Here is an 18,996-nt window from a genome sequence, read left to right as displayed (position 1 = left end):
ACGAGCAAATGAAACGCAGCATGGTTTTAAGTATTGCAATTGGTAGTTTGATCTTAATCATGTCATTAGGGGCGAATGCCTATCAACATAGCCAAATTAAGCAGGCACAACAACAGATTAGTCGCTTACAACAACAAAAGCGTCAAGTCAGCCGGCAATTGACTAAAACCAACCAACAAAAGCAGTTATTGAGCACCCAAATTGACAGTTATAAGACCTACCAAAATAATAAGGACAAAAGTCAGGCTGAATTGAGCTTTAATACGGTGGTCACCAAGTTCTTTGACGTCATGAATAACTTCAAGCCCAAGACCTACGGTCAGCGTAAAGATGGCGTTAAAGACTTGATTTCCGACAAATTGTACCAGCAATACTTTTCAAATAAAGGCACGTATGGTGATAGCAATAGTGTTTCAGCCAAATTAGATCAGCTGAACCTGTATACACAAAGTAAGCAGGGGCAAAACATGAAGGGCTTGGCCGTCGTCAGTTATGAAAGTAAGAGTGGCGACAACGACTGGCAAAAGGCGACGGTGCTTTATCAAGTGACTTTCGATACCACCACGAATCGAATCACCGCAGTCCAAAACTTAGGCAGTAGCTTCAAAGCCAGTGACCTTAATTAAGCGGGTTGGTAAAGCCCTAGCGGTAATCGTGGTGGTTTTAGCCGTTGGCGGGTTTGCCAGTCATCAATATGTCAACCACGTAGAAAAGCAGCGACCAATCGTGACGCTGGCTAAGCACCCTGAAAAAGTGTTGTTCTTCTATCGCGATGATTGCCCGGATTGTCAGTCTATTTTCCATCAAATTTATTGGCACAACGCAATCAGTCACAACATCGTCTTGATTAACATGAATCAACCGCAGAATCGGCATTACATTCAAAAATATCAATTAACGTCAGTACCAACCTTGATCCATGGTAAGCAACGGTACACCGGCACCAACCAACAAAGAATTAAACAGATAGTAGGTGATTAGATGAAAGACAAATTATTAAACAGCGTTAAAGCTAGTTGGCCGTACCTACTAACGCTAATCATTGGCTTGTATTTAGCGGAGATTTTAGCTGGCTCTGTCATGGCCTTGTCCCGCTATAAGTTGGCATTTGCAGATCATATGCCAACCGTATTAAAACAATTAGCCTTACACCCTTGGCACTATTACAACTTGTATTTGGGCCAAAAGAACCCAGTACTAATTATTGTCAGTGTCGCCGTGGTCCTATACACCATCTATTTTGCTTTGAAGCGCAATAGCAAGCACAAAGCGTGGGAAACCGCAGACACTGAAACCCACGGGAGCGCGACTTGGGGTAATCTAAAAGAATTGAGTGACCATTACTTTAGTATCAATGCTAAAGACCTCACCACAGCATTTAACAAGAGTACCAAGGCCGAAATTCTCAAATCATTAGTGGATCGAGAAAAGTCAGCGAAGGGAGGAGATTAACATGAATGGCACCATTTTAGGGATCGTGGATAAACAGATTGTTTACCAGAATAACAGTACCAAGCCGAATCGAAATATCTTCGTGGTTGGTGGCCCGGGATCATATAAGACCCAGTCAGTCGTCATTACCAACCTGTTTAACGAAACGGAGAACAGCATTGTGGTAACTGACCCGAAAGGTGAATTATACGAAAAGACGGCCGGTATCAAACTAGCCCAGGGTTATCAAGTGCATGTCGTCAACTTTGCCAACATGGCGCACAGTGATCGCTACAATCCTTTTGATTATATTCAACGGGATATTCAAGCTGAAACCGTCGCCACGAAGATCGTTCAGAGTGAAAATGCCGAAGGCAAAAAAGACGTATGGTTCAGTACCCAGCGGCAACTTTTGAAGGCACTAATCCTGTTTGTGATGAACCACCGTGCGCCCGACCAAAGGAATTTGGCCGGTGTAACGCAAGTCTTACAAGAAAACGATGTGGAGGCCGAGGAAAAGGGCGCAGATAGTCCGTTAGACACCTTGTTTCTTGAGCTAACTATGACTGATCCAGCAAGACGCGCTTATGAGTTAGGGTTCAAAAAGGCCAAGGGGGAAATGAAAGCCAGCATTATTGAAAGCCTGTTGGCGACCATTTCGAAGTTCGTCGATCAAGAAGTGGCCGACTTTACCAGCTTTTCGGATTTTGATTTAAAAGAGATTGGCAATGACAAAGTGGTGCTATACGTGATTATCCCCGTCATGGATAACACTTATGAAAGCTTCATCAATCTGTTTTTCTCACAATTGTTTGATGAATTATACAAATTAGCCGCCGATCATCACGCTAAATTGCCCCACCAAGTTGACTTTATCCTTGATGAATTTGTCAATTTAGGGAAGTTTCCTAAGTACGAAGAATTTCTAGCGACGTGCCGGGGGTACGGTATTGGCGTGACGACCATTTGTCAGACCTTAACCCAGCTACAAGCCTTGTATGGCAAGGATAAGGCCGAAAGTATCTTAGGTAATCACGCGGTTAAAATTTGCTTAAATGCTGCTAATGACGTGACCGCTAAATACTTTAGTGATCTGTTAGGAAAATCAACCGTCAAAGTGGAAACCGGTAGTGAGAGTACCAGTCATAGCAAGGAAGAAAGCCACAGCAAGAGCGATAGTTACAGCTATACGAGCCGTTCGCTCATGACGCCCGATGAAATTATGCGTATGCCCGAAGATCAGAGCTTATTAATCTTTAGTAATGCCCGACCAGTCAAAGCGACAAAAGCGTTCCAGTTTAAACTATTTCCGGGGGCTGATCATTTGGTTAACTTGTCACAGAACGATTATCAAGGCCAACCAGAAGCCAGCCAGGAAACCAACTTTAAGAATAAGGTAGATAAGTGGAATCAGACAGTTAAAGCACAGCACCAGGTCAAAAAAGCTGATCAGACAACTGATGATGAAGAAGAAAATCTACAGGATAGCATGGATCAAGACTTAAAAGTAAGGCACAAAAAGATGTTGGGTTAATGATTAAAAAGGAGGCTAAAATATGAAAAGTCTTTATTTCCACCCAGTTTTGGCAAGTGTCTTAGGCGATAAAATTTCGGGTGCTATTAATGAATGGCTTAAAGGCGTTTTTAGTGGGGCCATGAATGGTATAACATCATGGTGCAGAGCTATTTTCGATCAAATTGGTCAACATGAAACCGTCCTAGATCAATGGTATGCAATCTTTCTTACTTTTGCGACGTCCCTAGTGGTCGTTGTTGTATTGGGAAGAATTGTAGGAACTTTGCTAAAAGAGGCCGATGAAAGTACTGATGTTACTTGGGCTAATATTGTGATGGACAGTCTTAAATCAGCTGCCGCAATTCCGGTCATGGTCTTTTTACAAGGATTTTTACTGAAAGCAATCGTGTTTCCGCTCGGTAAATTTATGTTTTCAATGAATAGTAAATATACGGCTTCAATGATTACCGGTTCAAAAAATATTGGTGGAACATTGGCGATAGGATCGGTTATGTCACTGATATTATTAGGATTCTTTGCGATAGTGACCGTGTTCTTCTTCTTCAAAATGTGTATCTTTATGGCTGATATAGCCTGGTTCTATCTAACAATCCCGTTTGCGGCCATCAGTATCGCAACCGAGACTTGGGATTATAGTGGCACTTGGTGGAAGAAGTTAATTTACCTAAACGCTTCTATGCTCTCACAAGTGTTATCCATGACCCTATGTGTTTGGGGAGTTACCCATTGGGTTAGCAACGGAATTGGAGCTTTTGCTTTATCGATTGGTATGGGTTGGCTAGTATTGCATACACCGAAAGCTGTCGAGGACTTTTGGAGTTCGACTGGTGCTACTAAAGGCGGTTTAGCAGGGGCTATGAGGATGTTAAAAAATAGAATAAAGCATTAGGCCAAAAGGGGGGGTTATTTAAATGAAGTGGCGAGAAAAAATAAAAACGAAGTGGCGAGTTGATTCGCATGTCAATGTTTTTAAAGGAGCTCCACTTGACCACTTAATCTTCTACTATCTGTATCGATCACTAGAATGGTTCGTCATCGTTATGGGAGGTTTGCTAGTTCTATATGAAGTTTTAGCTTACCTGTGGCTTGAAGTAATCGTTTTGCTAGTGGGTGGCAGTGGCCTAGTCATGATTCTAAGAAGCGGAGCTAAAAGTGAACATAAAGCTTACAAAGATTGCTTAAAGGAACGTCAACAGGCTTATGAACAGGTCAAACAAGAAGACATGCAAGCACTTAGAAAACAAGCCTGGTTGGATAGTGCGAACCAAGGCAAAGAAGAATTAGAACAGAAACTTAATCACAAGGAGTGAACGAACATGACCACTGTTATCTTAGCTGAAAAACCCAGTCAAGCCCGTTCATACGTCCAAGCCTTTCAAAAGAGCACAAAAAAACAGGGTTACTATATGGTTAGTGACCCTGTTTTGCCCGAGAATACGCTTGTCACGTATGGTCTCGGACACTTAGTTGAACTAGCCACACCGGATAAATATGATCAGAAATACCAGCAATGGGCCTTATCTAATTTACCGATTTTCCCCGATAAATACAAGTTTGAAGTGTCAGCTAGTAAAAAAGATCAATTCAAGGTCGTCAAAGACCTGTTAACGAAAGCCGATACCATTATTGTGGCCACCGATAGTGGTCGAGAAGGGTCAAATATCGCGTGGTCGATCATGAACCAAGCGCATATTGATGTTAAGTCGAAAACGATTAAGCGCCTTTGGTTGAATAGCCTAGAAAAAGACGCGATTATTACCGGCTTTAAAAATCTTGGTAATTGGCACAAAGACTATTTGGCTTATAAAGAAGCCCAAACCCGTCAAATTAGTGACTGGTTAATTGGTATGAATGGCAGTCCTTTATATACTTTGTTATTAAGACAAAACGGGGTACGCGGGGTGTATTCGATTGGTCGAGTACAGACGCCAACCTTATATATGGTCTATCAAAGAGACCAGGCAATCAAAAACTTTAAGCCGGAACCCTATTTGGAACTAAATGCGGAAATTTTAGCCAATCAGCAAAAATTCGTCGCAAAATTAGACCCCTATCAGCGGTTTAAAAACGAAACAGGACTAATGACATTCATGCAAGCTAAACACGTTCAGAAAGGCTCACAGGGCGGTTTAATCAAGGACGTGCAAAAGCAGGCTAAAAAGAGTGCCAGTCCCCAACTATTTTCGCTATCCAGTCTGCAAAGTGCGATGAATAAACGGTATCATGCCAGTGCCAGCCAAACCTTAGCGGCTATTCAAAGTTTATATGAAGCCAAGTTGTTGAGTTATCCCCGCACCGATTGTGCTTATATCACTGATGAAGAATTTGATTATTTAGTGGCTAATCTGACGAAGTATCTGGGTTTGGTCTCTAAGCAAGTCGCTTTAACCAATACCACCCCAAATAAACGTTACGTCAATGGGAAAAAGGTTGAAGAACATTACGCCATTATCATGACTAAAGTCGTGCCGACTAAAGATCAATTAGCGTCCTTACCTAAATTACAGCAACAGGTCTATGATTTGGTTTTAAGAACGACGTTAGCGATGTTTGCTGATCCTTACGAGTACGAAGAAACCACCATTATCACCCAGGTTGGCGACGCCAATTTTAAAGCAACCGGTAAGGTGCCAACTAAGCAAGGTTGGCAAGCTTTATTTGATGATCACAAAGCCGACCAGCAAGAGGCAACCACCCTACCGCTCGTTCACCAAGGCGACCAAGTTCAAGCGAATCTGCAAACGCCGCAAAAAGAAACGACCCCACCCGTGCCATTTACCGAAGGTACCCTGATTACGGCAATGAAGACCGCCGGCAAAACGCTTGATGATGAAGAAGCCCAAGCGATTCTTAAAGATGTGCAAGGCATTGGGACAAGTGCGACCCGGGCCAATGTGCTGGAAGTGTTAAAGAAACGCGGCTACTTAGTTACTGAAAAGAATAAGTTGCACGTCAGTGAAGCCGGAATCACTTTATGTAAAGCAGTCGAACTCGAACCCTTGCTAACTAGTCCAGAAATGACAGCTAAATGGGAGCAAGCGTTACAACAAATCAGTACCGAAGAACGTACCCCAGATAACTTTTTGAGCCAAATTAAGAAGTTCGTGGAAAAATTGATTGCTGATGTTCCCACGCAATTGACTGGCAGTGCAGCCATTAAGCAACAAATCAATCACCAACAGCAAGCCCAAAAAGCCGCCGAGGTCTTCTTAGAAACACCGCAAGCGACCGTTTTAAATAAACAGAAGTTTTACATTGTAAAGCCTAAGCAAGGCGAAGACTTTACCCTGCCCAAGAAATGGAGCAGTAAAACCCTCGGTAAAACTGCGATCAAAGCCTTAATCACTAAGGGTGAAACCAGCAAACTAAAGGGGTTCAAGAGCAAAAAAGGTAAGTCGTTTGACGCCAAGCTAAAACTTGACGGTCACAAATTAAGTTTTGATTTTGATTAGAACCTGCCTACCGCCCTTCACGTTGTTCCGGTTGGTGAACCCGTCATTTAGGTTCACTTTTACAACCCTAAAAGTAAACCTAAACAACGGGTGAGATTAGCAAAGCAAAGGAGATCATAAAATGGATAATAAATTAGCAGTCATTGGGAGTGAATTACCAGTTTTGCAGGCTAAAGGAACCTACAAGTATTTAAAAGAAATCACTGGTAACGGGGCCTATTATCAAGTGGCTTGGCAAAAATCAGCTGATGGCTACATCGCCCTTTATGGCACGACCCCGGTTCAAATCAACGTAGCCCCTATATTGAATGATATTTTTGAAGATGAGGAGGGAGTAGACAATGCCGAGTAAAGCCGACGTTAAAGCCTGGAAAGCACAATTAGTCGCCCAGGCTGAACAACAAATCCTAAAATTAACCGATAGTGACCGATTTAAACAGTACCTCAATACCTTGGCTAAATTCCATCATTATAGCGCCAGAAACATTGATTTGATTTATGCGCAAAATCCGCAAGCGACCCAGGTCGCGGGATTTAAGCAATGGCAGACGGCTTTTAACCGCACCGTTAATAGGGGCGCTAAGTCCATTCGAATTGCGGCACCGATTATTAAGAAATTGACACCCGCTGAGCAAAAGCGACTTGATACTACCGACGAACGGGCCATTGTTGGTTATCGTTACCTGCCCATCTTCGACGTGGCACAAACTAGTGGTGACCCTGTCCTAAGCGCTAAAGACTTTGTCAAAGAAAATTTGGCCGATCATCAGAATGTGACAAGCTTGTATAACGCATTCAAGGATTATCTAAACCAGCAAACCGACCTTAAAGTCAGTGAAGTGCCTTTAGCGACGCTAAATGGGGCTAAGGGGTATTTTCAACCCAGCACTAATGAAATCGTCATTGGTGGCGATGAGCCCGACAATGCTTTGAAACTAAAGACGTTATACCACGAATATGCGCATAGCCAGCTACACGGCTTAAAATCAGCCTTTAAAGATCGGCCACGAGCCTATCAGGAAACCCAAGCCGAAGCGGTTGCGTATGTTGCCATGCAAAATATTGGCGTTGATACCAGCAACTACTCACTCGGTTACGTGGCCACCTGGGCCAAAGATAAAGCCGTGATCCATAGTGCTTTAAGTGAGATCCAGCAAGTGAGCAACAAAGTGATTGAGCTTAGCGATGGCTTAACCAAACAATTAGGCTTACAAGAAGCCCCAAAAGAGCCTGAGCATGATCTAAAAGAACTATCAGCCCAGGATCTTAATAAGTCCTATCAAGGCTTGCAACAAAAAATTAAGCAAGCAACTGATTCCCAACAAAAATCAGAACTAAAAACCCAGCTAAATTATGTGCACCAGGAAATCAGTAATCGTACCCAAAAACAGTTACAGGATTTCGTTAGACAAAATCCCAAGATCAAACAACCGGTGCAAGATGAAGTCAAACAAAGACAACTATAGATAATTATTTTAATGAGGGAAAAACAATATGATTATAAAACGCTTTTTTAAAGATTCAGACGCTGAAGAAGTTGCTAACCTAGTTAAAGAAACGATGCTCACTACTAATATCAAGGATTATTCTAATAAATATTTAGAAAATGATTTAGAAGCTGTCCAAGATCTATGATTTTTGATATACGGTAGATTTTAAAATTAATCCGAACGCCCATTTGGATATTGGACAGCCCTAGTTCACAAAAGGTTTCGATTTTAATTCGTTCGGAATAGGTTATACTAGACAAAAGATCAGCTCCTAAAAGATGGGTTTGTGGTAAACACCATTTTAAAGGAAGCTGATCTTTTTTGTCCGAACAGCGTTCGGATTAATTTTACAATCTACCATATTAAAGAATATTTCATCTTATTTAATAAGAAACCATATTTATATAACAACATAAAATACACTAAGTTATTTTATTGAACATATATCGTACTTTATCTATCCGACTATTTGGACGACGGGGCTGGCAAACAGGTTCACCGGTAGTAACATGGTACCCTTTTAACTCTGTTAAACAAACACTACGTCCATTTGTAAAGAAAGTTAAATCACTACGATATTCTTGAATACACCGAGCAGGGATTTCTCCACTAAGAATGACCTCATTATTTTTCAATTGAGTGTCTACGATGTTCGCACAATATTTAGGAGCATCGTTGTATGCTCGTGAAAGATATTCCTGTGGCGCATAAATTTTAAAACTAAGATATGGCTCTAACAATTCTGTTCCAGCTTTTTTTAAGACTTGTTCCAATACAATAGGAGCAAGCATCCGAAAATCTGCTGGGGTACTAACAGGGCTATAGTATAAGCCATACTTAAAACAGATTTTACAATCCGTCACATTCCAACCATATAATCCTTGTTCGCAACCATAGCGTATCCCTTCCATAACTGCATTTTGAAATGATTGATTTAAGTATCCAAGAGAAACCGAGCTCTCATACTGCATTCCACTTCCCAACGGAAGCGGTGATACAGATAAACCAATGGAAGCCCAGAAAGGATTTGGCGGCACTTCGATGTGAATGGTATATTCTGCATTTTTTAACGGTCTCTCCATATAAATGACTGTAGGCTCTTTTAGTTCTATCTCCACATGATACTTTTCTTGCAACAGTGCACTAATCACTTCCATTTGTACTTTCCCTAAGAAAGAAAGTATAATTTCATGTGTCGTAGAATCCACGTAATATCGTAGAAGCGGATCACTATCTGAGATTTCCAAAAGGGCATCAAGCAACATTTCTCTCTGTTCAGGTTTACTCGGTTCAACAGTTATTTGTAGTAGAGGGTGCGGATTTTCAATCTTTTTTCTCTGTGGCAATAGTTTTGTATCTCCAAGAACACTATTTAACTTCAAAAACTCATTTTGCAAAATAACAATTTCTCCAGAATAAGCTCTATCAATCTTACATAATTCACCATTTATTGAAGTATACATTTCTGTAACTTTTATTTTTTCTTTTTCTGATACTCTAACCGAATCTCGTAAATGTAGTACTCCACTATAAAGGCGTATATATGCAAGACGTTGTCTTTTTTTTGTATATTCAATTTTGAAAACATTTCCGCAAAGTTCAGACGGACCTCGATGTGTTGATGAATAAAATTTATTCGTAATCACTTCTATAAGGTTATCAATCCCTATATTGTTTTTTGCACTTCCGTGATAAACAGGGAACAGGGAACAATTATGAAATCTTATGCTTTCCTCTTGTTCGAGTTCCAATGCTTCTAATGATTTACCGGACATATATTTCTCTAAAAGGTCATCGTTTCCCTCTATTACCGTATCCCATTGTTCAGATTCGGTAAAGTTCGTCACACACATATTAGGATACAGTTCTACCTTCTGTTTGATTACAATTTCGGCAGAAAGTTTCTCTTTAATATCCTGATAAACCGTTGATAAATCAATTCCATTTTGGTCAATCTTATTGATAAAAAAGATTGTGGGAATCCCCATTTTCCTAAGTGCATGAAATAATATACGAGTTTGTGCTTGTACGCCATCTTTTGCAGAAATCAGTAGAATTGCCCCATCTAAAACTGATAATGAACGATATACTTCTGCTAAGAAATCCATATGTCCTGGCGTGTCTATGATGTTCACCTTCGTATTTTCCCACTGAAAAGAGGTTATTCCTGTCTGAATTGTAATTCCTCTCTGACGTTCTAAAAGCGTATTATCCGTCCTCGTTGTACCTTTGTCCACGCTTCCTAATTCTGTAATCGCTCCACTGTTATATAATAAGCTTTCTGTTAAGGTAGTTTTTCCTGCATCAACATGAGCTAAAACTCCAATATTAATAATTTTCATGTGATTTTCCTCCATTCAAAAACCCAAAAGGGCATAAAAATCCCAGTGATAAATACTTTTATCACTGGGATTTTTATGCATAACCATAGGTATACAAAGCATACAGATATTCTCTGGATACTTTAGAATCACATGATAAAGGTATTCTTAAACTGGGTACAAAAAACTAAGCCCTCCTAAAAAAGGACATCTAATTATTTGTTCCCGCTATCAAATTTACAGTTTATTTAAGAATACCTTGCCGCATATTTATTAACTCCTTTTAAATAGTCACTTAAATAATAGCACGTAAGAGCATATTTGTAAAGGAATCTCCAATTTTTTATCAAAAAGAGTACATGATTACAAAGTATCTGTAATCATGTACCAATATTTGTTATTTTACAATCTTCCAATTATCTTGTTTTTCTAATATCAACTCAAATTGCGAGATTTGGGTTGCCTTTGTTTCTTGATCTAAATATTTCACAGCGACATTCACGATTACTTGGTTATCTTTTCTGGTAAAGATAGGATTCACCAATTCCTCGAAAACATATTCCTTGTTAATCATAGGTAACACATGATTACTTACATAGTAAGTCAATTCTTTTTCTGTGGCGGTAGGATAGAGCTGGAAGAACGTTTCTAAAAAGCTAATGATTTCGTCCATCGTTTCTGTATCTACTGTATGGTCACTTTCTAGCTGTTTGGGTTGGTAGTCCGATTTTTGAGGTTTCTTACTCATTGTCGGATTTTTGATAATAACCATATTATCTGATTCATCTATATGGACAACCACATGAAAGCTAGACGATATAGTTTCCTTGTCTTTGTCTTCGGTAATAACTTGTTCAACAGAAAACAGTACCTCAAAGGTGTTCTCATTCACTTGAGAAACCTGCCACACCTGTATATCGTTCACACTAGAACTAGTAGGAATATCCTTACGAATCATTTCTTCATTTAATACCTGCAATTCTTCCGTCAAATAATGGGTCAATTTCTCATTTCGTTTATCAATGGCTTCTTGGGATTTTATTCTTTATTTAAAACTTTGGAAATTTGTCAACTGGTGTTGAAGGATAGGTTTTATCCTTTGAAGGTCTCCCCGACTGCGGGAGGCTTTTTTGTTATTTAATTGTTTAAAGAACTAGGGCGAATTCAGTGGCAGTGGTATTTTAGCGAAGGCTCGGAGCTGGCAGTTGTTTCAGGAGTCGCTAGGCGATAAGCTGATAAATCCGGATGAACATGTTGGCTTGGTTGGCGAAGCCATAGCACGTACGCTTTAGCTCCTTGATCTTGCGGTTGACGCCTTCAATAGGGCCGTTGGAGTATGGGGACTTAGCGGCGTTGATGATCCATGGTAGGTTCTTGCGTAAGGTGGCGATGGCGGTGTCCATGACAGAGCCGGTTGGCTGGTAACCAGTGATCAGTCGTTTGAGCACACGAGGATGACCGCCCATCAACGCTTCATGGATGGCAAGGTAAGTCTCATAAGCAGCTTTGAATTTGGTGGACACTGAGGTTCCAAGGTCGATGGCGTTTTGTTGGGTCGAGTACTCGTTGAGGCCGAATAAATAGTGTGACGTCTTGGCATCGGGATGGGCCAAATGGAATAGTCGCCAAAGCGACTTAAGCACCTTGTACTCACGAGACTTCCCGTCTAATTGCTTGAGCGTGGTGACGCGGATCTGATCCATTGCGCGGCCAATCATCTGAACGATGTGGAAACAATCGATGATGATTTCGGCATTGGGGAAAAGCTCGTGGACGATGAGCTGATAAGCAGCGTTCATGTCCATGACAACACGCTTCACAGCCGCACGTTGCGCGACACTATATTGGTTGATGAAGAATTCCTTGATGTCCTTATTGAGCCGCCCGCCAAGGACTTTGACGGCCTTGTGGGTATCGGCATCAATACAAATGAAAGACATCGCCGATTTCGTTGACCGGAACTCATCGAAGCACAGATTCTCAGGGAGCTTGCGACTAGCGTGAGGATGGATATTGTCGTTGAGAGCCCGTTGAACAGAGTTCGTTGAGATCCCCAGGAGCAAGGCGATATTCGTTTCAGTGAGCGACCGACCGGCGAGCTTCAAAGCATGCGCCACCAACTTGTTTCCAATTGAATGATTCGCTTTGACAACTGGTGTCGTCGCAGTGCAAGTGGTATGACAGTTCAAGCAGCGCCACCGTTGTTTGTTTAGTTCCAGGAGCACAGGTTGATCTGAGGGACCTTCGACGTGGATATGAGTGAGTTTGTGACCGTTCTTGTGGAGATCTGGGAATCCGCACTGGGGGCAATGTGTGAGCGTATAGGTCAAATCAGCATAAACCATCAAGTACTTTTTGCGCCCTGAACCTTTGCCGTGGAAAGCTTCACGAACGTCATACGGATGAATATTTGTATCTGTAATTCCAAGCAATTTACGTGTAATATCTAGTTGAGACATCTATTCCTACCTCGTTTATCTTTTGGTTTTGTCACTTAAAGCATAACACTGGAAGGAGTAGGTGTTTTTGTTATCTAAAAAGGCCTAAAACTTCCGGCGTTGAAGTACCCTTCAACACCAAAAATTTTAGACCCAAAACTTTGCAACAGAACCGTCAAAGGTATTCGCTTAGCTGATGAGCCAGCATTAATGACGCTCACAGAACGGTACAGCCAGACTGAGATCATCGTCAAGATTCCTGACTATCATGCGGGCACCTGCCTTAAAGCCTTGCAGGACACGATCGACGACTACGGGGCCAAGGAATTTGAGAGTATCACTTTTGACAATGGTTCCGAGTTTGCCAAGTTATCAGAGATTGTTGGAACCCAGATTTACTTCGCACATCCGTACTCGCCTTGGGAGCGTGGCACAAACGAGAACGCCAATGGACTGCTTAGGGAATTCTTCCCGAAAGGGAAGTCTCTCAGAGCAGTTACCCTGGTTGAAATTCAAGCAGTCCAATCCGCACTGAACCATCGTCCCAGACGTATTCTGAACTATCTTCGCCCATGCGATTACTACCGATGCATGGCGTAACAGCCTAGACCACTATCAAGAATTCGTTATCATCGTTGCACTTGACTTAAAAATTGAGGAACTAATTTATCCGAAATATATGCAGTTAAATAATAGTCCACAAGTTTGCCGATTATTAGAGATTTTGAAAGCAGATAGTTGCAAAGCTTATGTAAAGCCAATTGACTTTACAAAATTATTTACAGAGTGCTTTTTTGTAACTGCTTCCCAAATCAATCCCCGAATTAAAGCACAACATGGTTATTTTATGTTTCAGCCCTTTCTTGAAACAACTTCTATTTCTACATTTCAAACTATGATAACTCAGCAATACGAACCTCAAAAAATAATTGTTCCAGCTACCTATAAAGATTTGATCCAAAAAGAATTAAGGCATCTAGGATATTCACGAGAAACCTTATTTCCAGATGAAGAAGCATTAGGTGTTAAATACAGTGAAACAATAAATTCAATTAATAATTCTCACTGAGCGCTTTACGGCCACTAGGGTATACCCTATTGGTCTTTTTTATTTCTGTGCTATACTAGGAATTACAAGTGTTCATTAGAACTGTCCAAAAGAGGAATTGGAAATGGCTAAAATCGGTTATGCGCGTGTGAGTTCCAAGGAGCAACATTTAGATCGACAATTAGCGGCTTTAAAAGGCGTTGATAAATTATTTACGGATAAATTAAGTGGGGCTAACACTAATCGGCCAGAACTGCAAAAAATGCTGGCCTATATTCGTGAGGGTGATATTGTCCTGGTCACTGAATTAGATCGCTTAGGCAGAAACAACCAGGATTTGACTAAGATCATGAACTCCATTCAAAATAAGGGGGCCACCCTAGATGTATTGAATTTACCGTCCATGACAGGAATCGCTGATCCTAACTTACGGCAACTGATGACCAATTTGATTATTGAACTCTATAAGTATCAGGCCGAAAGTGAACGTAAGCGAATCATTGAGCGCCAGCAGCAAGGGATTGCCTTAGCTAAGCAGCAGGGTAAATATCATGGGCGCAAACCCCAATACACCCAAGACGATCCCCGCTTGCAACATGCTTTTAAGCTTTATCAGGCAGGCATGAGTGACATAGACGTTGCTCGGAATACCGGGATCAAGCGGACAACTTTTATTCGATATCGTAAAAAGCTTAATATCAAGAGATAGGACACTTAGCTAGTGTATACTAATCATTCATGAATATAAATCATATGTAACATTTGCAAATATACGTGCTACGCGCTATTATACATGTAGTGATATTTATTAAGCTTACTTAGCATGTATGAGGAGGGAAACTAATGGAAATTATTACATTTTCAGCTATAAAAGGCGGCGTTGGTAAAACTACCCTAGCTTTTAATTATGGTGAATGGTTAGCAAAAAATGGCAAGCATGTTTTATTTATTGACTTAGACCACCAAAGTAATTTAACCCAGACTTACAACATTTACGACAATCAAGATACCGTTGGCAACATTTTCTTAGATCGAGGGAAAGTCAAAATACATGAAATAAGTGCTTATATTAGTCTAATTGCCGGAGACATGCACCTTGACGATATTGAGCGGACCATTGAAAATAAGACTAACAAAAACATGTTCCTCTACATGTGGTTGTCAGATAATTATGAACGTTTAAATTTAGGAAAATTCGAGTATATTATTTTGGATTGTCACCCAGATTTTTCTACTGCTACCAAGAATGCAGTAATCATTAGTAATGCTATCCTTAGTCCAATCACACCTAGCGAACATGGGTATAATGCAAAATTTAACCTAGAAGAAAGAATTAACGAATTACGCAAAGAAGCCATTGATTACTCTACTAGAAAATCTTATGTCACGACAAAATTATTTTTTATCGCCAACATGATTAAACACAACACAAGATCATCTCGCGAGTTATTAAAAGCCTTAAAAGGCGATCCCAGTGTATTGGCTACAGTTCCAGAAAAGGAGCTATTCAATCGTTCAACGTTGGATAAAAAATCTCTTTCAAAAATGGCTGAAGACCACAAAACATATATTGATCAACATGAATTTTTTGATAGTATGGACAAAACATTTAATGAAATCACGGAAAAGTTATAAATGCTTTGTACACGTGTTAATCACATGTATATTCAATACGTATACATGTGAATTATAAAGGAGGACTACCTATGGCATTCGATCCAGAGAACAAAAACATAAAAAAGGCACTACAAAAAAATGAAACAGAACAGCAAACTGATACTAAAGATAAACTTGTTATTCCTGTTTTTAAAGATGAAGAGGAACGTACTAAGAACTATACCTTTTCACTTCAACCTAGCGCACGCAAAAGACTTGATGGTCTGGCTAAAGAACATAATTTTAAGTCTGCCTCCAAATTTTTAAATGAGCTTATAAAAAATATGTGATGTCACTTTAAGGGGGGGTTGTTATGGAAATTTCAATAAATGTTACATTTTTGCTTGCCAGCCTTATTGTCTTTTGGATAATTCCAGCCATTGGAATTGCCAAAAAGCACCTAGTAGATGACCGCTTTTTTATTCGCCAGTGGTTATTTCCAATGCAATATTGGTTACAACTTTTCTTTGAAAGAATCAGTGGTAATCGTCGTATTGTCGTAAGAATTTTACAAATAATGTCCCTGTTTATCACTTATTTCATCGGGTTACTTATGCTCCTTATATTTAGTGCTTTTGATATTAATACGGCCAAGCATTTTAGTGTCTTTATATTATTTGAGTATTTACTGGTATCTTCTATTGCTTACTGGTTTCAACCAAAAGCTGGCAAAGTATACAAGACTAAATAAAGTTGCTGCTAGGTAAGCGCTATGCTAGACTAAGACTAATTTAACAACCGAATACAAAGATCAAGCTAAACAGAAAAATCCCCGATTCACGAGGAATCAGGGATTTTAGGTTTAGCAAGTAGCTAACAGACAGCTACTTAGATTCAGACGATTTAGACCGGCAAGTTAAAATCGTCTGAACGTTGTTCTTAATTTGTAAGTTAATTATACCGCAAACCAGCCCGTAAGGACAAGTTAAGGATAGTTAAAAAACACAAATTAAAACCAATGGACTAAGTAGCTAACCGAAGCTATTTAGTCCATTTTTGTTGTTAGCAATTAAAAAAAGTTGCCGACTGGGCAACTCACAAATAGACACATGCTGGTAAATTACAAAGCATTCATTTAGCCGTGAGGCTTTGTAATTCAGTTAGAGCATATCAGATTTGTATTTTAAAGCAAATCAAATGTTTTAGCAACTCTCTTTTGAGACAGCGTGTGTCAGTCAAGAAAGGGAGTTTTAATTATGACAAAATCAACAAAGTTCAATTACTATGAAGCCGATAACGTATATGGAGCCTTATTTTTCCAATTTCCTAAAGTATTAATGTATGGCGATCAATACAAACATTTAAGCAATGACGCTAAATTAGCTTATATGGTCCTCAAAGACCGTTTAGAGTATTCTTTGCGCAATAACTGGGTTGATAGTGAGGGTCATGTTTACTTTATCTTTACCAACCAAGAACTAATGGACTTGTTTAATTGCTCAAAGGGAAAAGCCATCAAAACAAAAACAGAGCTGGAATCAATCGGATTACTCGTTCAGAAACAAATGGGTTTTAACCCGAAAACTAAAAAGAATGAACCGAACCGTTTATACCTTTCCAAACTTGATGTCAAAGCCACCGATGTCTATTTACGCGGTGAATATGGTCAAAATAGCCCGCAAACCCTTGCTACGAGCGGAAGTTCAAAAAATGAACTTCCGCGGGAGACCGTTGAAACCCTTGCTACGAGCGGAAGTTCAAAAAATGAACTTCCGCATAAGTTCGTTGACGACACCCCGCAAACCCTTGCTACGAGCGGAAGTTCAAAAAATGGACTTAATCTATATAAAGAACCTAAAGAAAAAGATAAAGATAGATACAATATAGATACTCAAAAGTTGGACTTTTCCACAGCTTATTTCTCACCAGCAGAACTAGAAAGACAAAACAAGGATTTGGTAACCCATGCTAATGAGTTCTTAACTGACGAAGATAATGGTTTGCCGGTCTTCTTAGAACCAGAAGCAGTGCAACTACTTAGCTTTTGGTGCCGTACCCCGCAACAAATGCGGCGCTTTATTGGCATTATCATAAACGCTAAATATGCTGTTGAAAAAGAACATAAGGATTTAGGCGTATGGATTATATTAGATGACCCTGATTTAAAAAAAATGATGACCAAAACATTAAGACGCTATTTTAATGCCCTAAGAAGCGATGAGAAACATATCAAGAATGTTGAGAACTACCTGTACGGCACCATGCAAAACCTATTTGGTGTTTGGTGGAACCAACAAGCAGCTAGAGAATATGCGGCCAAACACCCTAAAGAACAAAATATTGATAACGAGCATACTTGGAATTAAACGCCATATAAGCTCATTTAAGCCGTTTTAAGTGTTACATGCATAATTATATTAAAATCGTTTTAAAATCGCTTAGAAGCAAAAATAGGCACCTTGAGTGGCTGAATTGGCGTTGACTGAACTAAGGGAATGTGAAAGGAGCTTTTTAAATGACCAAATCCAGCAAAGAAGTCGAAACAATTGATCAATTGTTGGCTGACCCATGGGCAGTCGATATTCAAGACATTTGGGAGCAAGCAGCCCATAATCCAGATCCTGATAAACGCAAGCTGTTTGACGCGTTACACACTTACCTCTTAGATAAACGCCAAGAGCAAATTATCAACGAAAAGCATTTCGTGATTTAACATGAGTGAGCTAAAGAGATACATCATCGTGGCTGGGATAAACGGTGCTGGTAAAAGCACTTTATATCGCGCGAGACCCGAATTATTTACTCACTCCAAACGATTAAATGCCGATGAAATCCTACAAAAAATGGGTGGCGATTGGCATAAAGATCGTGATAACGTTAGGGCAATGCGCGAAGAAATAAAACAACCCCACGCGGCTTTAGATACCGGGCAGAGTATTCATGTTGAAACAACCTTAGCTGGCCAAGGAAAGGCACAATTAAATTTAATCGAGCGGGCTCACCAAAATGGTTTTGAGGTCACGCTTTTATACGTGGCATAAAAAAACGAAAGAGTAGCAATTAATCGGGTTCATGAACGGGTCAAAAAAGGTGGGCACGGAGTACCAGATGAAATTGTTAAAAAACGCTATAATCAATCAAATCATAATTTAGCAATAGTTGCATTCAAAGCTGATAATGTCGTGATCTACGATAATAGCCAAAAATTTGTGTCAGTTTACAGACGAGAACATGACCAAGTGATCAAAAATAATTTGCATAACTTTCCTTGGATAAATCCCAAAATCACCTTTGAGGCAGCTATACAGAAACAACTAAATGACTTTGTTAAAAATAATCCAGATTTAAAAATTAGAAATCCCATGAATAATTCAGAAAATAAAAACGATCGGCCTAGTTATTAGGCTGATCGTTTTTGAGTTTATTTGGTTTATGGGCGTTAACATAGTCAGCAAATGTTTTTAAAAGTTCTTCGGTTTGTTCAACCGAAAGGTTATCAGCTTGAAAGTATTTTTCTAGCAAAGCCCCTTTTTGAATTAATCGGCGAGAACGTGCTTTGCGGTCTTGTCGGCTTTCATAGTATTTAGATTGCCGTAATTTAAAATCTTCCCGCTCAATTTTTTGTTTTAAACGCGCTTGCTGCTCGACTAGTTTTTCATATTGATTAGACATGGAATTTCCCC

20 protein-coding genes and 5 pseudogenes are annotated in these 18,996 nt (G+C 39.9%); 19 read left to right on the top strand and 6 right to left on the bottom strand.

The window, feature by feature from the left end; all coding sequences use genetic code 11:
• The first annotated feature begins 8 nt into the window (after window positions 1–8).
• From JUF22_RS13275 to JUF22_RS13230, 10 genes are all read left to right on the top strand, one after another.
• Window positions 9–626: a hypothetical protein gene (locus tag JUF22_RS13275; RefSeq protein WP_019875121.1), complete on the top strand. Its 618-nt coding sequence runs from the start codon at window positions 9–11 to the stop codon at window positions 624–626.
• A complete protein-coding gene (locus JUF22_RS13270) occupies window positions 613–981 on the top strand; it encodes a thioredoxin family protein (RefSeq protein ID WP_019875123.1) in 369 nt (122 codons plus the stop codon). The genes JUF22_RS13275 and JUF22_RS13270 overlap by 14 nt, the downstream gene beginning before the upstream one ends.
• Entirely contained in the window at window positions 982–1,452 is a 471-nt protein-coding gene (locus tag JUF22_RS13265; protein WP_021349293.1) for a hypothetical protein, read from the top strand. It abuts the gene before it with no gap.
• Between the two features lies 1 nt (window position 1,453).
• Entirely contained in the window at window positions 1,454–2,965 is a 1,512-nt protein-coding gene (locus JUF22_RS13260; protein ID WP_125715945.1) for a VirD4-like conjugal transfer protein, CD1115 family, read from the top strand.
• A 22-nt stretch (window positions 2,966–2,987) separates the two neighbouring features.
• A complete protein-coding gene (locus JUF22_RS13255) occupies window positions 2,988–3,857 on the top strand; it encodes a conjugal transfer protein TrbL family protein (protein WP_062688611.1) in 870 nt (289 codons plus the stop codon).
• Between the two features lie 22 nt (window positions 3,858–3,879).
• Window positions 3,880–4,278, top strand: a complete 399-nt coding sequence (locus tag JUF22_RS13250) for a hypothetical protein (protein ID WP_203647072.1) — start codon at window positions 3,880–3,882, stop codon at window positions 4,276–4,278.
• A 6-nt stretch (window positions 4,279–4,284) separates the two neighbouring features.
• Complete coding sequence (locus JUF22_RS13245) at window positions 4,285–6,420, top strand: type IA DNA topoisomerase (protein WP_203647070.1); 2,136 nt, start codon at window positions 4,285–4,287, stop codon at window positions 6,418–6,420.
• 121 nt (window positions 6,421–6,541) lie between these two features.
• Window positions 6,542–6,772 carry a hypothetical protein gene (locus tag JUF22_RS13240; protein ID WP_085898795.1) on the top strand — a complete coding sequence of 77 codons (231 nt, stop codon included), beginning with the start codon at window positions 6,542–6,544 and terminating at the stop codon, window positions 6,770–6,772.
• On the top strand, window positions 6,762–7,886 hold the full coding sequence (locus JUF22_RS13235) for an ArdC-like ssDNA-binding domain-containing protein (RefSeq protein ID WP_203647064.1): 1,125 nt from the start codon (window positions 6,762–6,764) through the stop codon (window positions 7,884–7,886). Before JUF22_RS13240 ends, JUF22_RS13235 begins: the two co-directional genes overlap by 11 nt.
• Before the next feature lie 28 nt (window positions 7,887–7,914).
• Window positions 7,915–8,055, top strand: a complete 141-nt coding sequence (locus tag JUF22_RS13230) for a hypothetical protein (RefSeq protein WP_225351601.1) — start codon at window positions 7,915–7,917, stop codon at window positions 8,053–8,055.
• A gap of 25 nt (window positions 8,056–8,080) precedes the next feature.
• Here JUF22_RS13230 and JUF22_RS13225 read toward each other — a convergent pair.
• From JUF22_RS13225 to JUF22_RS13205, 5 genes and pseudogenes are all read right to left on the bottom strand, one after another.
• Window positions 8,081–8,170: pseudogene (locus JUF22_RS13225) on the bottom strand (IS30 family transposase); the annotation flags it as partial.
• A 162-nt stretch (window positions 8,171–8,332) separates the two neighbouring features.
• A complete protein-coding gene (gene tet(M) / locus JUF22_RS13220; protein WP_125765011.1) occupies window positions 8,333–10,252 on the bottom strand; it encodes a tetracycline resistance ribosomal protection protein Tet(M) in 1,920 nt (639 codons plus the stop codon).
• A gap of 15 nt (window positions 10,253–10,267) precedes the next feature.
• Window positions 10,268–10,315: pseudogene (locus JUF22_RS13915) on the bottom strand (hypothetical protein); the annotation flags it as partial.
• A 313-nt stretch (window positions 10,316–10,628) separates the two neighbouring features.
• Window positions 10,629–11,270 (bottom strand): annotated as a pseudogene (locus JUF22_RS13210) (conjugal transfer protein); the annotation flags it as partial.
• Window positions 11,271–11,451: 181 nt separating this feature from the next.
• The gene (locus tag JUF22_RS13205) at window positions 11,452–12,690 is read right to left on the bottom strand and encodes an ISL3 family transposase (protein ID WP_203647062.1); all 1,239 of its coding nucleotides are present in this window, start codon (window positions 12,688–12,690) and stop codon (window positions 11,452–11,454) included.
• 153 nt (window positions 12,691–12,843) lie between these two features.
• Here JUF22_RS13205 and JUF22_RS13200 point away from each other — a divergent pair.
• The 9 genes and pseudogenes from JUF22_RS13200 to JUF22_RS13160 all read left to right on the top strand — a co-directional run.
• Window positions 12,844–13,269 (top strand): annotated as a pseudogene (locus tag JUF22_RS13200) (IS30 family transposase); the annotation flags it as partial.
• A 79-nt stretch (window positions 13,270–13,348) separates the two neighbouring features.
• Complete coding sequence (locus tag JUF22_RS13195; RefSeq protein ID WP_035457655.1) at window positions 13,349–13,738, top strand: hypothetical protein; 390 nt, start codon at window positions 13,349–13,351, stop codon at window positions 13,736–13,738.
• Between the two features lie 103 nt (window positions 13,739–13,841).
• The gene (locus tag JUF22_RS13190; protein WP_002415392.1) at window positions 13,842–14,426 is read left to right on the top strand and encodes a recombinase family protein; all 585 of its coding nucleotides are present in this window, start codon (window positions 13,842–13,844) and stop codon (window positions 14,424–14,426) included.
• A 134-nt stretch (window positions 14,427–14,560) separates the two neighbouring features.
• On the top strand, window positions 14,561–15,352 hold the full coding sequence (locus JUF22_RS13185) for a ParA family protein (RefSeq protein WP_016527412.1): 792 nt from the start codon (window positions 14,561–14,563) through the stop codon (window positions 15,350–15,352).
• Between the two features lie 71 nt (window positions 15,353–15,423).
• Window positions 15,424–15,663, top strand: coding sequence for a hypothetical protein (locus JUF22_RS13180; RefSeq protein WP_041095869.1), 240 nt, complete (start codon window positions 15,424–15,426; stop codon window positions 15,661–15,663).
• A 23-nt stretch (window positions 15,664–15,686) separates the two neighbouring features.
• Window positions 15,687–16,064 carry a hypothetical protein gene (locus JUF22_RS13175; RefSeq protein WP_062688638.1) on the top strand — a complete coding sequence of 126 codons (378 nt, stop codon included), beginning with the start codon at window positions 15,687–15,689 and terminating at the stop codon, window positions 16,062–16,064.
• Between the two features lie 505 nt (window positions 16,065–16,569).
• On the top strand, window positions 16,570–17,679 hold the full coding sequence (locus tag JUF22_RS13170; protein WP_203647060.1) for a replication initiator protein A: 1,110 nt from the start codon (window positions 16,570–16,572) through the stop codon (window positions 17,677–17,679).
• A gap of 149 nt (window positions 17,680–17,828) precedes the next feature.
• Complete coding sequence (locus JUF22_RS13165; protein ID WP_057868195.1) at window positions 17,829–18,026, top strand: hypothetical protein; 198 nt, start codon at window positions 17,829–17,831, stop codon at window positions 18,024–18,026.
• Between the two features lies 1 nt (window position 18,027).
• A pseudogene (locus tag JUF22_RS13160) lies at window positions 18,028–18,717 on the top strand (ATPase).
• Here JUF22_RS13160 and JUF22_RS13155 read toward each other — a convergent pair.
• A complete protein-coding gene (locus JUF22_RS13155; protein ID WP_057904517.1) occupies window positions 18,707–18,985 on the bottom strand; it encodes a hypothetical protein in 279 nt (92 codons plus the stop codon). The pseudogene JUF22_RS13160 and the gene JUF22_RS13155 overlap by 11 nt on opposite strands.
• Window positions 18,986–18,996: the final 11 nt, after the last annotated feature.

This window comes from Levilactobacillus lanxiensis (assembly GCF_016861655.1).
GTDB lineage: Bacteria > Bacillota > Bacilli > Lactobacillales > Lactobacillaceae > Levilactobacillus > Levilactobacillus lanxiensis.
Note: the sequence above shows the minus strand (reverse complement) of the source record. Positions and strands in the feature narration are given on the sequence as shown.

What these genes read in the sequence shown, in the direction of transcription:
- JUF22_RS13275 (WP_019875121.1), top strand. Translation starts at nt 9, where the DNA reads ATGAAACGCAGCATGGTTTTAAGTATTGCAATTGGTAGTTTGATCTTA.
- JUF22_RS13265 (WP_021349293.1), top strand. Translation starts at nt 982, where the DNA reads ATGAAAGACAAATTATTAAACAGCGTTAAAGCTAGTTGGCCGTACCTA.
- JUF22_RS13260 (WP_125715945.1), top strand. Translation starts at nt 1,454, where the DNA reads ATGAATGGCACCATTTTAGGGATCGTGGATAAACAGATTGTTTACCAG.
- JUF22_RS13255 (WP_062688611.1), top strand. Translation starts at nt 2,988, where the DNA reads ATGAAAAGTCTTTATTTCCACCCAGTTTTGGCAAGTGTCTTAGGCGAT.
- JUF22_RS13250 (WP_203647072.1), top strand. Translation starts at nt 3,880, where the DNA reads ATGAAGTGGCGAGAAAAAATAAAAACGAAGTGGCGAGTTGATTCGCAT.
- JUF22_RS13245 (WP_203647070.1), top strand. Translation starts at nt 4,285, where the DNA reads ATGACCACTGTTATCTTAGCTGAAAAACCCAGTCAAGCCCGTTCATAC.
- JUF22_RS13240 (WP_085898795.1), top strand. Translation starts at nt 6,542, where the DNA reads ATGGATAATAAATTAGCAGTCATTGGGAGTGAATTACCAGTTTTGCAG.
- JUF22_RS13235 (WP_203647064.1), top strand. Translation starts at nt 6,762, where the DNA reads ATGCCGAGTAAAGCCGACGTTAAAGCCTGGAAAGCACAATTAGTCGCC.
- JUF22_RS13230 (WP_225351601.1), top strand. Translation starts at nt 7,915, where the DNA reads ATGATTATAAAACGCTTTTTTAAAGATTCAGACGCTGAAGAAGTTGCT.
- JUF22_RS13205 (WP_203647062.1), bottom strand. Translation starts at nt 12,690, where the DNA reads ATGTCTCAACTAGATATTACACGTAAATTGCTTGGAATTACAGATACA.
- JUF22_RS13195 (WP_035457655.1), top strand. Translation starts at nt 13,349, where the DNA reads ATGCAGTTAAATAATAGTCCACAAGTTTGCCGATTATTAGAGATTTTG.
- JUF22_RS13190 (WP_002415392.1), top strand. Translation starts at nt 13,842, where the DNA reads ATGGCTAAAATCGGTTATGCGCGTGTGAGTTCCAAGGAGCAACATTTA.
- JUF22_RS13185 (WP_016527412.1), top strand. Translation starts at nt 14,561, where the DNA reads ATGGAAATTATTACATTTTCAGCTATAAAAGGCGGCGTTGGTAAAACT.
- JUF22_RS13180 (WP_041095869.1), top strand. Translation starts at nt 15,424, where the DNA reads ATGGCATTCGATCCAGAGAACAAAAACATAAAAAAGGCACTACAAAAA.
- JUF22_RS13175 (WP_062688638.1), top strand. Translation starts at nt 15,687, where the DNA reads ATGGAAATTTCAATAAATGTTACATTTTTGCTTGCCAGCCTTATTGTC.
- JUF22_RS13170 (WP_203647060.1), top strand. Translation starts at nt 16,570, where the DNA reads ATGACAAAATCAACAAAGTTCAATTACTATGAAGCCGATAACGTATAT.
- JUF22_RS13165 (WP_057868195.1), top strand. Translation starts at nt 17,829, where the DNA reads ATGACCAAATCCAGCAAAGAAGTCGAAACAATTGATCAATTGTTGGCT.
- JUF22_RS13155 (WP_057904517.1), bottom strand. Translation starts at nt 18,985, where the DNA reads ATGTCTAATCAATATGAAAAACTAGTCGAGCAGCAAGCGCGTTTAAAA.